This window comes from Janthinobacterium sp. 75 (assembly GCF_004365495.1).
Lineage (GTDB): Bacteria > Pseudomonadota > Gammaproteobacteria > Burkholderiales > Burkholderiaceae_D > Janthinobacterium.
The window spans coordinates 2845170-2858825 of the sequence record NZ_SORD01000001.1; the positions used below are offsets into that span (position 1 = coordinate 2845170).

Annotated in this window: 16 protein-coding genes; 9 read left to right on the plus strand and 7 right to left on the minus strand. The window is 61.2% G+C overall.

Going from position 1 to position 13656, the window contains the following annotated elements:
* The first annotated feature begins 164 nt into the window (after positions 1-164).
* A complete protein-coding gene (gene fliD, locus C8C89_RS12940; RefSeq protein ID WP_133990224.1) occupies positions 165-1550 on the plus strand; it encodes a flagellar filament capping protein FliD in 1386 nt (461 codons plus the stop codon).
* Here the strand turns inward: fliD and C8C89_RS12945 are convergent.
* Positions 1547-2347, minus strand: a complete 801-nt coding sequence (locus C8C89_RS12945; protein ID WP_166674724.1) for a helix-turn-helix transcriptional regulator — start codon at positions 2345-2347, stop codon at positions 1547-1549. The two genes, fliD and C8C89_RS12945, sit on opposite strands and share 4 nt — an antisense overlap.
* 100 nt (positions 2348-2447) lie before the next feature.
* Here C8C89_RS12945 and C8C89_RS12950 point away from each other — a divergent pair, with 100 nt between their 5' ends.
* The 3 genes from C8C89_RS12950 (at position 2448) to C8C89_RS12960 (ending at position 5004) form a co-directional block, all read left to right on the plus strand.
* On the plus strand, positions 2448-3695 hold the full coding sequence (locus tag C8C89_RS12950) for an MFS transporter (RefSeq protein WP_133990226.1): 1248 nt from the start codon (positions 2448-2450) through the stop codon (positions 3693-3695).
* A 32-nt stretch (positions 3696-3727) separates the two neighbouring features.
* A complete protein-coding gene (gene rraA, locus C8C89_RS12955) occupies positions 3728-4222 on the plus strand; it encodes a ribonuclease E activity regulator RraA (protein ID WP_133990228.1) in 495 nt (164 codons plus the stop codon).
* Between the two features lie 140 nt (positions 4223-4362).
* Positions 4363-5004, plus strand: a complete 642-nt coding sequence (locus C8C89_RS12960) for a choice-of-anchor C family protein (RefSeq protein WP_243857998.1) — start codon at positions 4363-4365, stop codon at positions 5002-5004.
* A 110-nt stretch (positions 5005-5114) separates the two neighbouring features.
* Here C8C89_RS12960 and C8C89_RS12965 read toward each other — a convergent pair whose 3' ends face one another.
* A complete protein-coding gene (locus C8C89_RS12965) occupies positions 5115-5498 on the minus strand; it encodes a MerR family transcriptional regulator (protein ID WP_133990232.1) in 384 nt (127 codons plus the stop codon).
* A gap of 80 nt (positions 5499-5578) precedes the next feature.
* Between C8C89_RS12965 and C8C89_RS12970 the strand changes: the two genes are divergently transcribed.
* From C8C89_RS12970 to C8C89_RS12985, 4 genes are all read left to right on the plus strand, one after another.
* Positions 5579-6016, plus strand: coding sequence for a hypothetical protein (locus tag C8C89_RS12970; protein ID WP_133990234.1), 438 nt, complete (start codon positions 5579-5581; stop codon positions 6014-6016).
* Positions 6017-6104: 88 nt separating this feature from the next.
* Entirely contained in the window at positions 6105-7922 is a 1818-nt protein-coding gene (locus tag C8C89_RS12975) for a DUF4153 domain-containing protein (protein WP_133990236.1), read from the plus strand.
* A gap of 646 nt (positions 7923-8568) precedes the next feature.
* Entirely contained in the window at positions 8569-9012 is a 444-nt protein-coding gene (locus C8C89_RS12980) for a hypothetical protein (protein ID WP_133990238.1), read from the plus strand.
* 279 nt (positions 9013-9291) lie between these two features.
* Positions 9292-9690, plus strand: coding sequence for a VOC family protein (locus tag C8C89_RS12985; RefSeq protein ID WP_133990241.1), 399 nt, complete (start codon positions 9292-9294; stop codon positions 9688-9690).
* Positions 9691-9717: 27 nt separating this feature from the next.
* Here C8C89_RS12985 and motA read toward each other — a convergent pair whose 3' ends face one another.
* From motA to C8C89_RS13010, 5 genes are all read right to left on the minus strand, one after another.
* The gene (gene motA / locus C8C89_RS12990; protein ID WP_101482011.1) at positions 9718-10581 is read right to left on the minus strand and encodes a flagellar motor stator protein MotA; all 864 of its coding nucleotides are present in this window, start codon (positions 10579-10581) and stop codon (positions 9718-9720) included.
* A 42-nt stretch (positions 10582-10623) separates the two neighbouring features.
* Positions 10624-10812, minus strand: a complete 189-nt coding sequence (locus C8C89_RS27320) for a LysR substrate-binding domain-containing protein (RefSeq protein WP_243857999.1) — start codon at positions 10810-10812, stop codon at positions 10624-10626.
* 80 nt (positions 10813-10892) lie between these two features.
* Positions 10893-11255 carry a glyoxalase superfamily protein gene (locus tag C8C89_RS13000; protein ID WP_101482009.1) on the minus strand — a complete coding sequence of 121 codons (363 nt, stop codon included), beginning with the start codon at positions 11253-11255 and terminating at the stop codon, positions 10893-10895.
* 42 nt (positions 11256-11297) lie between these two features.
* The gene (locus C8C89_RS13005; RefSeq protein ID WP_101482008.1) at positions 11298-12002 is read right to left on the minus strand and encodes a hypothetical protein; all 705 of its coding nucleotides are present in this window, start codon (positions 12000-12002) and stop codon (positions 11298-11300) included.
* A gap of 4 nt (positions 12003-12006) precedes the next feature.
* Positions 12007-12441 carry a hypothetical protein gene (locus C8C89_RS13010; protein WP_101482007.1) on the minus strand — a complete coding sequence of 145 codons (435 nt, stop codon included), beginning with the start codon at positions 12439-12441 and terminating at the stop codon, positions 12007-12009.
* Between the two features lie 125 nt (positions 12442-12566).
* On the opposite strand from C8C89_RS13010, the gene C8C89_RS13015 reads away from it, so the two are divergent.
* A complete protein-coding gene (locus C8C89_RS13015) occupies positions 12567-13625 on the plus strand; it encodes a DUF4105 domain-containing protein (protein WP_166674725.1) in 1059 nt (352 codons plus the stop codon).
* Positions 13626-13656 lie beyond the last annotated feature (31 nt).

A 13656-nucleotide genomic window follows, 5' to 3' on the forward strand; every position in this document is an offset into this window, starting at 1 on the left:
AACTTGTTCTGTTCGCTGTTTTGATATTCCGGTAATACTGCATAATTATCAACCAGAAGAGGGACCTTGCCGCGTCACGCGCGCTTGATGTCCGTTTCCAGCCCAGCGCGCGGTCAAGACCTGAACCGTGTGCCATGACCTAACACCTGACGGGAACGCCGACCATGTTTAATTCGACCATCAATAGCAGGGCTTACACCAACAACACGCAGCAGACGACGCAGGGCAATATCTCGGCCGATGTGTATGCGAAGGTGGAGCGCCAGATGCAGTCGCAGAACACGGGCGTCGTCAAGCTCAATGCCAGCCTGGCGCGCGACCAGGCCAAGTTCTCTGGCCTGGGCCAGTTGCAATCGGCGCTGGCGAAATTCCAGACCGTGGCCAAGAACATGGCCGGCAGCGGTTTGGCCACAGCGGCCACGTCCAGCACCAAGGATGTGCTGAGCGCCACCACCACCGACAAGGCTGTCAGCGGCAGCCATGAATTGAACGTCAAGCAGTTGGCGCAGGGGCAGACCCTGCTCAGCGGAGCGCAGAAATCATCGAGCGCGGCGATCGGTACAGGCGCGCCGGCTCTGGTGAAGATCGAAGTGGGCGCGACCGACGGCAAGCAATTTACCCCCGGCAGCGGCAAGATCATTTCGTTGACCATCGACAGCAGCAACAATAGCCTCGACGGCATCGCCGCCGCGCTGAAGCAGCAGGGCATCGACGCCAGCGTGGTGAAGGGTGCCGATGGCTATTCGCTGGCCCTGAACGGCAAGAGCGGCGCCGACAGCAGCATGCGCATCAGCGTGTCGGGCGACGCGGCCGTCAGCAACCTGCTGGCCTACGCTCCAGGGTCCAGCAAGGGCTTGCAGCAGACGGCCGCGGCGCAGGACGCGCTGCTCACCGTCGACGGCAAGGACATCAAGAGCGCCACGAATACCTTGACCACGGCCGTCGAGGGCGCCACCATCGAATTGAAGAAAAAGGGCACGACCGACCTCGTCATCGCCAAGGATAGCAGCCAGATCGCCAGCAACGTGGCCAGCTTCGTGACTGCCTACAACGAACTCAACAGCAAGCTGCAAAGCCTGCAGCAGGGCGATTTGAAGTCTGACACAGCCCTGGGCCAGGTGCGTTCGCAGATGGAGCAAGTGCTGCGCACGGCGAGCACGGGCGTGCCCGCTTCCATACTGGGCAGCGCTGGCGTGACCCTGGGCAAGAGCGGCGAGCTGGTGCTCGACGATAAAAAACTGAAGGCCGCCATCGCCGCCGATCCTGACGCCGTGAGCAAGCTGTTTACGAATAATGGCAAGGGTGTGGCGGACCAGTTTTCCAGCAAGATCGGTGAACTGACGGGCGAAACGAGCATCATCCGCAAGGAAGTGCAATCGGTGGGCAAGGACATCACCACCCTCACCAACAAGAAAGCCGTGCTGGCCAAGGCGCTGACGGCCCAGGCGCAGGCGCTGGTGAAGGCCTATTCCGCCCAGGAACAGATGGGAACGAACTCGGCCCTTCCCGGTTATACGGGCAAGAACTCCTTGTTCGACTTCATGGCCTAAGGACGTCCGCCCTGCGCAAAGAAGGCCGATGGCGAACTGCCGAAGGTCTTCTTGAACATGGCGGAAAAAGCCGACTGACTGGCGTAGCCCAGTTCTTCGGCCACTTGCGACAGTGGCACGCCGCGCGCGATCAGGGGCGCCGCATGCGCCAGGCGCACCTGCTGGCGCCACTGGCCAAAACTCATGCCCAACTCCCGTTCGAACAGCCGCGCCAGGGTACGCTCCGAGGCGCCGACCTGCTGCGCCCAGTGTTCCAGGGTCTGATTCGAGCCCGGTTTTTCGATCAGGCTGTCGCACAGCGTTTTCAGGCGCTTGTCGCCAGGCAAGGGGACGCGGATGGGCCGCGTGGCCGAGCGTTTCAATTCATCGAGTATCAGTTCGGCCAGCAATGCCTCGCGCGCCGGTTCCTGGCCCGGGTCCAGCTGTTCCAGCGCCATGATCAGCTGGCGCAGCAGGTTCGATACCTCCAGTACCTTGCAGTCGCGGCCCGCGAACGGCGCGCGCGCGGCATGGACGCACAGGGGGCGCAAGCGGGTTTTTTCCAGTATCGTGACGGCATGTTCCACGTTGGGCGCGATCCAGATGGCGCGCATGGGCGGCAGCACCCAGCTGCTGTTGTTGGCGGTGATGCGCAGCACGCCTTCAAGCGCCATCGTCACCTGGCCCCAAGGATGGCTGTGCGGTAACAAGAATTCATCGGATTGCAGGTCGCGCGCGATCATCGTCACGGGGATAGTCGCGCTGGGCGCTTCCCGTGGCGGACACATGCGGGTATGGTGGAGGATAGGTACACCCATCAGCTTGGCCTTAATTCGATAAATTATGTCATTCCGTCGGAAAACAGACGATGATATTTTGCATACACTTGAGCTTCACCAGTATAAGACAGGGTATGACATGATAACAACTAACTCGGCAACAGACTTGCCACCGCAGTCAGCGCCAACTTTGCGCAGCGACGCGCGCGTCATTGGCCTGGTGGGTCTGGCGCATGGCGTGTCGCACTTCTACCATCTGATCCTCGCGGCCCTGTTCGTCTGGCTGAAACCTGCGTTCAACCTGTCGTATGCGGAACTGGGCCTGCTGATGACGGTGTTCTTCATCATTTCGGGCGTGGGGCAGGCGCTGGCCGGCTTTGTCGTCGACCGCTTCGGCGCCCGCGCCGTGCTGTTTTCCGGCATTTTCCTGCTGGGCGTGTCGGCGCTGGCGCTGTCCACGGCCCACAGCTATGCGGCGCTGATGCTGGGTGCCATGCTGGCCGGCATGGGCAACAGCGTGTTCCATCCGGCCGACTACACCATACTCAACCAGCGCGTCTCGGCGGCCCGCGTGGCTTACGGTTTTTCCGTGCATGGCATCAGCGGCAATATCGGCTGGGCGCTGGCGCCCCTGTTCATGACGTATGTCGCCACCCAGTATGACTGGCGAGTGGCGCTGCAATGCGCGGCCGTGCTGCCGTTTGGCGTGCTGCTGATCCTGTTCTTGAACCGCCACGCGATTCGTCCCGAGCCTGTCAAGCAGGCGGCGCCGGGCCAGGCTGCCAGCGAAGGCACGCTGGATTTCCTGCGCCTGCCGGCCGTGTGGATGTGTTTTGCCTTCTTCTTTATTACCGCCATCGCCCTGGGCGGCATCCAGAGCTTTGCCAGCGTGGCACTGGTCAAGCTGTACGGCATGAGCCTGGCGCTGGCCACCAGCGCCTACACGGCCTATATGCTGGCCTCGGCCGTGGGCATGCTGGCTGGCGGCGTGGTGGGCGCGCGCAGCAAGCAGCCGGACCGCAACGTGGCGATCGCCTTTTCTGCCGCCGCGCTGCTGGCCGTGCTGCTGTCCATGGCCGTCGTGCCGGCCTGGGGCGCGGTAGTGCTGATGGGCGCCATCGGCCTGACATCCGGCGTGGCGGGGCCGTCGCGCGACCTGATGATACGCGCGGCGGCGCCCAAGAATGCCACGGGGCGCGTGTATGGCGTCGTGTATTCGGGTCTCGACAGCGGCCTGGCCGTGGGGCCCCTGTTCTTTGGTGCGCTGATGGATGGCGACCATCCGGCCCTGCTGTTCGTCTTCATAGGCGTGTTCCAGGCGCTAGCCATTGCCACGGCCGTCGGCGTGGGCGGTAAAACGCGCGCTGCGGCGCTGCAAAAGGCATAGAATCGTTGCTATCTGTCACTAAAGGAGTTGCCATGACCTTTGCCACCACCGATTTGTGCGACGACTATGCAGCCATGCTGGACGATGGCACCCTGGCCGTGCTGCCGCCCGTGTACCGCGCCTTTGGCCAGCACGTGCGCTTCAGCGGCCCCGCCACCACCCTGCAAGTGTTCGAGGACAATGCCCTGGTGCGCAGCACCCTGGAAACGCCGGGCCAGGGTCATGTGCTGGTGATCGATGGGGGTGGCAGTCTGCGCCGCGCGCTGGTGGGCGGCCAGCTGGGCGTGCTGGCTGAAAGCAACGGCTGGGCCGGCATCGTCGTCGACGGCTGCATCCGCGACAGCGAGGAAATCAATGTCTGCCAGATCGGCGTGCGCGCCCTAGCCACGCATCCGCGCAAGAGCAACAAGGCGGGCACGGGCCAGCGCAACGTGCGCGTGCAGCTCAGTGGCGTGACCGTGCATCCGGGCGACTGGATCTACGCCGATGCGGACGGCATCCTGGTGGCGCGGCAGGAGCTTGATTAAAGGCACAGCCAATGCACCTCATGACGTTGCAAATTGTCTACATTAAATATATTTTTGCAAAGTTCTTTGATTTTCATCATGGCTGAGATATGATTTCACTTAAGGTAACTTTAATATCAACAAGGCAAGGAAATCAGCTCATGAAAATCGCCACCATCGCAGCAATTGTCGCTCTGTTTGCTGCAGGCACCGCCAGCGCCAGCCCCGTCAACCTGATCACGAATGGCGATTTTGAAACGGTCGCTTCCGGCTACACCATCGACAGCGGTTTCAAAGTTGTCGGCAGCGGTTCGTCGGCCATCACTGGCTGGACCGTGGGCGCCAGTTCCGTCGACCTGATCCGCAATGCCTACAATGCCATCAATGGCTACAGCATTGATTTGCTGGGTACGCCAGGTCCGGGTTTCCTGTCGCAAAATTTCAGCGTGGTTGCAGGTCAGACGTATAACCTGAGCTTCGATATGGCGCGCAATTCCGGCGGCCCGGCAGGCCAGGGCGTGAGCGTCAATTTCGGCGGCGTGACAGGCGATTTCTACTCGACGGCCGACGCTTCGAACACCTTGTACAGCAATACCCTGAGTTTCACGGCTGCCAGCTCTGGCCTGGCGACCCTGTCGTTTGCCAGCGCTGCCAAGGCCGGCACGCCATTCGACAATTTCTCGGGCGCCGTGATCGACAACGTGTCCGTGATGGCCGCCGTGCCGGAACCGGAAACCTACGCCATGCTGCTGGCTGGCCTGGGCCTGATGGGTTTCCTGCGCCGCCGCAAGGCCGCCAATTAAGCCTGGTTTTGTCCGAGATCAAACCGCCTGCTGCTCAGCACAGGCGGTTTTTGTTTTTCAGGGGGGCTTGCGCGCCGCCCGCGCCCGGCAACAGCAGCCACGGCGGTAAGTTAGCGCGCTGCGTCGGCATCCCCGCGCAATGGGCAGGCCGCCGCCTGCGGTTCCAGCCGCCTCACCAGTTCACCGCGCAATTGTGTTAGCCCCGCGATGCGCGCATCGATGTCACCCAGCTTGCGTGCCAGCGCCGCGCGCAGCAATTCCGCCGTGGCGGGGTCGCCGGCGCTGGCCAGCAGCGGCATGTCGGCCTCGATTTCCGCCAGCGTAAAACCCAGCTGCTGCGCCGTGCGCAGGTAGCGCAGCCAGTCGGCTGCCTCGGGCGGGTAGTCGCGGTAGCCGTTCGCGCCGCGCCGCGCGCGCAGCAAGCCCCGTTTTTCATAGAAGCGCAGGGTATCGCGGCTCAAGCCCGTCGCCTGCGCCATCTCGCCGATTTGCATGGATTTTCTTTCATAAAATGCTTGACCATGGAGTGTACTCCAACCTAGATCATGGACGCTTTCCATAGACAGGAGTTGCCATGTTGTCCGTTTCTGCTTTCCGCCGCGTGGTGCGCGCCAGCGCCATTTATGATGTGTTCATGATTGCCCCGTTTACCACGCCGTGGACGTTCTTGCTCATGCGCGAGCACTTGAGCGCCCTCAATGTGGGCCTGGGCGGCGTGCCGCTGCCCGACTTCGGACCGTTTCATCTGCTCATCAGCAGCTTGCTGGGCAGCGTGGTGATGGTCTGGTCCGTGCTGCGCATGCTCGATCCGCAGCCGCGCTTCGGTCGCTATGATGCGGCGGCCCGCTACCTGTTTTCCACCTGGATGGCGTGGGCGCTGCTGGTGACGGGCCAGCCCCTGCTGTGGCTGTTTCTCGTGCCGGAACTGGCCTGGGGCCTGGCACAAAGCCTGCCGCTGCGCTCCGACGAAGGCGCGCCGGCAGGGCAGCCGCGCGAATCGCTGTTGAGATGACGATAACGAAATGCAATAATGGCCGTGCTTTACAGCAATAAACGACTTTAAGGGAATGACTATGCAGCAGGATGCCGCAGGAAAAAACATGGCGTTGCTCGATCCGGTGGTGGCGCCGCGCATCGCGGTGACGCGCCTGGTGACGGGCCTGCTGCAAGGCTTGCTGCTGTATTGGCTGTACAGCACGGCGCAAGACAAGGTGTGGCCCGCCACGGAAGCTTACCTGCTTGGCCCGTTGATGCTGATCAGCTTGCTGCTGCCCATCCTGCTGGTCTCCAGCCTGGGCCATATGTCGCTCCGGCGCATCGCCCTGTGGATGGCCGGTGCGGCCGTCGTGCTGGGTGTACTGGCCTGGCATGACGTGGCGCGCGGCGCCGAGCATGTGATCTGGGGCAATTACAAGCCGGGCGCGCCGCTGCGCGTGATTTCCGCCCAGCTGTTCGGTTTTTGCGTGGTGGGCTTGTATATCGCCCACGCCCTGGTGCTGGCCAGCGCCCAGGATGGCCGGCGCATCGCCCGCTATCCCACCTATTTTGAAATCGCCTGGAAGCTGGGCATCCAGTTGCTGTTTTCCCTGCTGTTCGTGCTGGGCCTGTGGCTGGTGCTGTGGCTGGGCGGACAATTGTTCCTGCTGATCAAGCTCAGTTTCCTGAAAAAGCTGCTGGGCCAGGCCTGGTTCGTGATTCCCGTCATCTGCTTCGCGTTTTCGTTTGCCATCCACATCACCGACGTGCGCCCGTCCATCGTGCGCGGCATCCGCACCTTGCTTCTGGTGCTGCTGTCGTGGCTGATGCCGATCGCCGCCGTGCTGGTCTCCGGCTTCCTGCTGACCCTGCCCTTCATCGGTTTCGAGCGCCTGTGGGCCACGCGCCATGCGGCGTCCGTGCTGCTGGGCATGGCCGGCGTGCTGGTGGTACTGATCAATGCCGCCTTCCAGAATGGCGAAGTGGGCCATGGCGTGGCGCGCGGCATCCGCCTGGGCACGCGCCTGGCCTGCCTGTTGCTGCCATGGGTGGTGGGCATCGCCATCTATGCGCTGACCTTGCGCGTGATGTCGCATGGCTGGACGGCCGACCGCCTCATCGCTGCCGCCTACCTGCTGGTCGCCACCTGCTACGCCGCCGGCTATGCGTGGGCGGCCAGCAAGTATGGCGACTGGCTGCACCTGATCGCCAACGTCAACGTGGCCACCGCCTTTGTCACCCTGCTGGTGCTGTTCGCGCTGTTCTCGCCGCTGGCGGACCCGGCGCGCATTTCCGTGGCCAGCCAGATGGCGCGCCTGGACAGCGGCAAGGTTGGCGTGGACAAGTTCGATTTCGAATACCTGCGCTTCCAGGGCGCCCGCTATGGCCAGGCGGCCCTGCAGGAATTGACGAAACGCACGACGGGCGCTGACGCAGCAGTAGTGCGGGCCCGCGCCGAGGCCATGCTCAAGCGCCAGAACCGCCTGGACGAGACGGGTGCGCTGAGCGACGTGTCGATCAACCTGACCCTGCGCCCGGCCACGGCGAAGCTGCCGGAGAGTTTCCTGCGCCAGGATTGGACGCAAGTGAGTCCGGCCTGGCGTTTGCCCGCCTGTTTGAAGCGGGCAGGGCCGCAGTGCGATGCGTATCTGCTCGATTTCGATGGCGATGGCAAGCAGGATGTGTTGCTGATCAGTAATGACCCGCGCGCCTCGTCGGTCTTGCTGGCGGAAAAGGACGATGGCAGCTGGACTGCGCGCGGGCAAATCCCCGTAGATGCCCTGCGCTGCAAGCCCTTGCGCGAGAAACTGCAGGCGGGCCAATTCCAGCTGGTGCCGCCGAAGGTGCGCGAGCTGGAAGTCGACGGCCAGCGCGTGCCGATGACTTTATATACGCCAGAGGACGAGGTCAGCTGCCCGGATGAGACGGCGCCGGGTCCTTGAATGGCAGGAAGAGGAAATGGCAGAGAGAAGACTAGGCGCGCCGAAGAAAACATCTTGCCTGCCATTAAGGCTGCAGTTTCGTGCGCCGAGCCATTCCGACCGTACGCTATCGGCCAGTAGCAGACATTGAAAACGTTAACGTCTTGTGCGGTCCAATGCATCTGGAGGAAAATCATGGCAGGGAAATTTTTGAGTCGAGGCGCGCTAGTCCACCTTATCAAGAGTCAGGAACGAACGAATGCTATTCAGAAGCGCGATGGATTAAGCCAGCACCCGGTGCGAACAACGGTGTGTGGTTGCCCTGACCCTGATTGCGGTGGCTGGCATACCATACTGACTGAGAAAAGCGTGCCAACCGAGGACGAATGCAGGTCGATTTTGCAACACGAAAAGACCAGAAGAAAGGGCTAGTTGCGTCTGGCCGAATCCGGCCAGGAGCGGACGTTGAACAGGCACGCGCCGGTTCTTGCACGCCTTTACGGGCAAGAACACCATCATCATCAATGATTCTGAACTCAAGTCGATTTTGCGTCGAATTTGCCCGGGCTACTTTCAGCGAGGCTAACTAGTGCAAGAGCAGCCGTTCGATGGAGTATAAATTGTTTAATTCAGGGCATGCGGTCGCCCCTTTCTAAATATGGAATCAATGACAGTGATGGCAGCAAAGTGGAAGAACCAGGAGGTGCGAGGCTACAATGGCCTCGTGTGCAGCAACGGTGATATCTACGACGTGCACGAAACCTGGATGGCCAGAGTACATGAAAAACAGGAGCTTGGCAGTTGGCTCAATGTCGCGATTCTGGCGCAAGAAGAGCTGTATGGCGGACAGTACATAGTCAAGTGCGGAGAGGCTGCGGAACACGGCTCAATCGGCGTAGTCGTTTTGGAATCGCTGCAAAATCATGACCCTGTTTGGACGTTTGTTTCGGATCAATCCAATCCATTCGATCAAATAATAATCAAGGGTAGCTTGGTTTTGGTGTTGTCAACGTCAGGCGCCGTGTTACGGTTTGGTGCACCAATGAGGGAGGCAAGGCTTCTGCTTCCGAGTACCCAGCGCGTGGCGCGGTCAATGGCCACGCACAGATAGCGGCGCGCGCTTTCATCTGGCAACCTCCGTCAGAAGATTGAACGTCTCGACGGGCCGTAGTCGGCCAGCGGCGGGTATGGCAATGAGACATCGCTGGAAAGCATGCCGGCTTGACTTGCATGCCATCGATCATGCCGTCTTGCCCCTCACTTTTTACGCTTTCATTTTCTTCCATCCTGGAGGAAAATATTTTTTTGCAAGCGTGTCGATCTTGTGTGCCGTCACCCGTCGCAGGGGCGAGGCACCGATTGCCCAGTTCTCCTTCAGCAAGGAAACGCCATGAAGAAACAGATCATCCTCAACCTGCCCGTGAAGGACCTGGGCAAATCCAGGGCCTTCTTTTGCGCGCTCGGCTTTTCCTTCAATTCCCGCTTTAGCGGAGAGAACGCGGCGTTCATGACCATCGTCGACGGCGCCATCGAGGCCATGCTGACGACCGAACCGTTCTTCCAGTCCCTGATCGACAAACCAGTCGTGAATGCAAAGGAAGCCAATGAATTCGTCATTTGCCTCAGTTGCGAAAGCCGGGAAGAGGTGGACAGCCTGATCGCCAAGGCGGTTGCCGCAGGTGGCCGCATACCGCATCCGCCCGAGGACCATGGCTTCATGTATGACCAGGGTTTCGAGGATATCGATGGCCACCTGTGGAACCTGGTCTGGACGGCACCGGAAGCCTGAGGCGCGGAGCAAGCGAAACAGGCCGGATCAGTTCTTCGTGCGCACCTGGCGCACGTGGTTTTCCAGTTCGCTGAACGAAGGGCGTTCCGTGGCGGAAATCACCTTGCGACCGAATTCCACGGCCAGCGCCGGCGCATAGCCGTTCAGGCTGGCCAGTAAGGTCACTTTCACGCACTGGTACATCTTCGCCGTTTCATGGTGCTTGCGGCGCAGCAAGCTGGCCAGCGGGGCGATGAAGCCATAGGCCAGCAAGATGCCGATGAAGGTGCCCACCAGCGCCTGCGCGATCAGCACGCCCAGCTCGGCCGGCGGCAAGCCGACGGATGCCATGGTATGCACCACGCCCATCACGGCGGCCACGATGCCGAAGGCTGGCATGGCGTCGGCCAGCTGCGAAATCGTCTGGATCGGCATTTCCGCATCTTCATGGTGCGTCTCGATCTCGTTATCCATCAGGTTTTCGATCTGGTAGGCATCCATATTGCCCGACACCATCAGGCGCAGGTAATCGGTGATGAATTCCAGGATGTGCTCGTCACCGAGGGTGTACGGGTATTTCACGAAGATGGGACTGCGGTACGGATCGTCGATATCGTCCTCGACGGACATCAAGCCTTCCTTGCGGATCTTGCTGAGGATTTCATACATCAGCCCCATCAGTTCCATGTAGCGCGCCTTCGTGTACTGCGAGCCGTGGAACAGGGTGGGCAGGGCGGCGAACGTGGCGCGGATGGCCTTGGCATCGTTGCCGACAAAGAAGGTGCCCAGCGCGGCGCCGCCGATCATCAGCAGCTCCAGCGGCTGGAACAGGGCCGCCAGGTGGCCGCCCTGCAAGGCGAAGCCGCCGAAGACGGAAAACAGCACGACGAGAAATCCGAGTATGACTAGCAAAACTTACTCCTTCAAAATATTGCCATATCGCAATATTGTAGTTTAACCTGATTCGGCTGCCGTGGCCGCTTCCGGCTGCAACTGCTGGCCGAGAAAATTGATAAAAGCGCGCACTTTGGCGGGCAACTGGTGGCGGCTCGGGTAGCAGGCGTACAGGTCGGCCGGCGCCAGCGCATAGTCGGCCAGCACCACGCGCAGGCGGCCGCTGTCGATGCAACGGTGGCGTGGCAATTCGTCGGGCGTGCCCTGCGCCTGCAGGTATGCTGGCGAACCTGTACGCGGAGATGCGCGCGCTGAACGGGGAGCGAGCGTTATTGCGTTGTTTGCCAGAAGCGCAGTTTGTTGCCGAACGGGTCCGCCACTTCCAGGATGCGGCCCCAGTCCTCGTCGCGGATGCCGGGCCGCGCATACGGGTAATCCTTTGCCTGCAGCTCCGCGTGCAGGGCGGCGATGTCATCGACGGGGATCAGCAGCGCCGCACCGGGCGTGGCGTCGCCGTAGTGCTCACTCAGGTGCAGCACCAGTTCGCCCCGCGTCACCTGCAGGTACAGCGGTGCCGTGGGCTCGAAGCGATGTTCCCAGTCCAGGGTAAAACCGAGAAAATCGAGGTAAAACTCGCGCGCCTTGGCTTCGGAAAAGCTGCGCAGGATGGGGATGGCGGGGGACAGCTGCATGGCGGCTCTTTCAACAAAGGTGGCAAGGCCACCATTCTAGCCTCAGGCCGGCGCCTGCCGTTTCACCTGTGCGGCGGGACTGGTCTTTTCCCAGCGGAACAGCCACATGATGATCAGTTTGGTCGTGGCGCTGACGCAGGCGAGCAGCAGCAATGGCCAGCCTGTTTTCAGCCCCATGACGCAGGCAAAGAAGATGGTACTGATATCCATCGCCAGGATGAACTGGCTCATTTTCAGCGATACGGCGCCCGTCTTGCCCGAGCGCCAGATCAGGCGGATCTGATGCGCATAGCCCTGCGCCAGCAGCACCGTGACGGCGACGATCAGGCTTTGCGAGATCACGCGCTTTTCATCGCTGAAGGTGGGGCCGAAGGCCAGCCCCGCCACCCCCGCGCACAGCAGCAGCATGCAGGCCAGCAGCGCATTGCGCGAGGCCAGGCTACGGCGGTCGCGGGCGATTTCATACAGGATGGCCAGCGCGATCAGGGAGGCGATCAAACGGGGCCAGACGATGTAGTGGTTGAACGGCGTGATCGAATAGCCGTACACAAAGAACGCGCAGTACGCGAGGAAGCTGACGGTGAACTGGTTGATGGAAAGGATGTCCGTCGTCTTGCCCGCGCCGATGCCGGCATCGTGCTTGCGCCGCCAGATCTTTTGCAGCTGCGACCACAGACCAAGCAGGCTGACGACGATAAAGAGGGAATTGAGACTGCCGGCGAGGGCGTAGAGCGCTTGATGCTGCAAGGTGTCACCTGAATGTTGTCGTGGTTGTGATGCGCGCTTCGATGGCGGCAATCTTGATGCTCAAGCCACTCATGAAAATGCACGAGAGATCCGTGCATCCTTCGCTCGCTGCATGCGACGCGACGCCATCCATGTCATCGCGCATGGCATTCCACAGGAAGCCGATCGAGGAAAGGCATTTCTCCCCGTTGGCATGCTCATCGTCGCCGGATTCCCGGATTTTCAGCATATGCACGCCTGCGCAAACCAGTGTCAGCGCCGGGGGCATGGATGGCCTGACCCAGTGGCCGGCATGGCGTACCCAATGCAGCTGCAGCCGCCGCGTAGCGATGCAGTAGTCGAGATGCCTGAATTCGTAATCGTTGTGCAGGTCAAGTTCTTGCCCTTCAAGCAAGATCTTAGTTAAACCTTTGACGATGGAAAAACCATGGAGTTGCATGCGAAGGCAGAATTAATTGCAAAAGAAATCATTATGCCATCGAAATAATATTGCATGTCTGTTCCAAGATACGCTGGACACGCCCGAACTACTTGCGCATCTTCACTTGCCCCTATAATTGAGGCATGACTTTCTTATCACTTCGTGCCCGCTCCGTGCTGGGCAGCATCGGCAAAATGGCCGTTTCCCTGATTCTCCTGTTGACTGCTCTGTGGGGCGCGCTGGCGCTGTGGTACCAGCTCTCTGGCGGCACCGCGGCACAAGCCATCGGCGCGCTGCTGTGGGGGGCGCTGGGCGTGGCCAGCGTGGTGCTGTGGTGGACGCGCGGCGATGCGCGCGTGCTGCTGCCGTATGCGGGCGGTTTTATCCTGCTGCTCCTGTGGTGGAGCCTGATCACGCCGAAGCAGCAGCGCGTGTGGGCCGATGACGTGGCGCGCAATGTCACGGGCACCGTGACGGGCAATCGCGTCACGCTGGACAATGTGCGCAATTTCGACTGGCGCAGCGATGACGACTACACGGTCAAGTGGGAGCAGCGCAGCTACGACCTCGACGAGCTGCGCACGGTGGACACGGCGCTGTCGTACTGGACGGGGCCCTACATTGCGCATACCCTGATCTCGTTCGGCTTTGCCGACGGGCGATTTTTGACGTTTTCCATCGAGATCCGCAAGGAAAAGGGCGAGAGCTTTTCCGCCATTGGCGGCTTTTTCAAGCATTTCGAGATGAGCCTGATTGCCGCCGACGAGCGCGACATCCTGCGCGTGCGCACGAATGCGCGGGACGAGGACATGCATCTGTACCGCGTGATGATGCCGAAAGCGGCCATGCGCTCGCTGTTCCTCGCCTACCTGGACGAAGCGCAAGCGCTGAAGGCCAAGCCGCAGTTCTACAACACGCTGACGGCCAACTGCACCACCATCGTCTTCGAGATGGTGCGCCGCATCGTGCCGGGCCTGCCGTTCGACTACCGCCTGCTGGCCTCGGGCTACCTGGACCGCTATCTGTTCGACGTCAAGGGCCTGGTGCCTGGCCAGAGCTTCCAGCAGCTGCGTACAGGGGGCCACATCACGGCGCGCGCGCGGGCCGCCAACGACGATGCGGACTTTTCGCACGCCATCCGCCGCGGCATGCCGGGTTACGATGACAATGGCTACCCCAAGCTGCAAGTGCCCAAGCAATAGCCGACAAAATCCCCAGAGCGTTGTTGCCATT

What these genes read in the sequence shown, in the direction of transcription:
- C8C89_RS12975 (WP_133990236.1), top strand. Translation starts at nt 6,105, where the DNA reads ATGGCGTTGCTCGATCCGGTGGTGGCGCCGCGCATCGCGGTGACGCGC.
- fliD (WP_133990224.1), top strand. Translation starts at nt 165, where the DNA reads ATGTTTAATTCGACCATCAATAGCAGGGCTTACACCAACAACACGCAG.
- C8C89_RS13000 (WP_101482009.1), bottom strand. Translation starts at nt 11,255, where the DNA reads ATGCAGCTGTCCCCCGCCATCCCCATCCTGCGCAGCTTTTCCGAAGCC.
- C8C89_RS13010 (WP_101482007.1), bottom strand. Translation starts at nt 12,441, where the DNA reads ATGCAACTCCATGGTTTTTCCATCGTCAAAGGTTTAACTAAGATCTTG.
- C8C89_RS12985 (WP_133990241.1), top strand. Translation starts at nt 9,292, where the DNA reads ATGAAGAAACAGATCATCCTCAACCTGCCCGTGAAGGACCTGGGCAAA.
- C8C89_RS12970 (WP_133990234.1), top strand. Translation starts at nt 5,579, where the DNA reads ATGTTGTCCGTTTCTGCTTTCCGCCGCGTGGTGCGCGCCAGCGCCATT.
- C8C89_RS12980 (WP_133990238.1), top strand. Translation starts at nt 8,569, where the DNA reads ATGACAGTGATGGCAGCAAAGTGGAAGAACCAGGAGGTGCGAGGCTAC.
- rraA (WP_133990228.1), top strand. Translation starts at nt 3,728, where the DNA reads ATGACCTTTGCCACCACCGATTTGTGCGACGACTATGCAGCCATGCTG.
- C8C89_RS12950 (WP_133990226.1), top strand. Translation starts at nt 2,448, where the DNA reads ATGATAACAACTAACTCGGCAACAGACTTGCCACCGCAGTCAGCGCCA.
- C8C89_RS12960 (WP_243857998.1), top strand. Translation starts at nt 4,363, where the DNA reads ATGAAAATCGCCACCATCGCAGCAATTGTCGCTCTGTTTGCTGCAGGC.
- C8C89_RS12965 (WP_133990232.1), bottom strand. Translation starts at nt 5,498, where the DNA reads ATGCAAATCGGCGAGATGGCGCAGGCGACGGGCTTGAGCCGCGATACC.
- C8C89_RS13015 (WP_166674725.1), top strand. Translation starts at nt 12,567, where the DNA reads ATGACTTTCTTATCACTTCGTGCCCGCTCCGTGCTGGGCAGCATCGGC.
- C8C89_RS12945 (WP_166674724.1), bottom strand. Translation starts at nt 2,347, where the DNA reads ATGGGTGTACCTATCCTCCACCATACCCGCATGTGTCCGCCACGGGAA.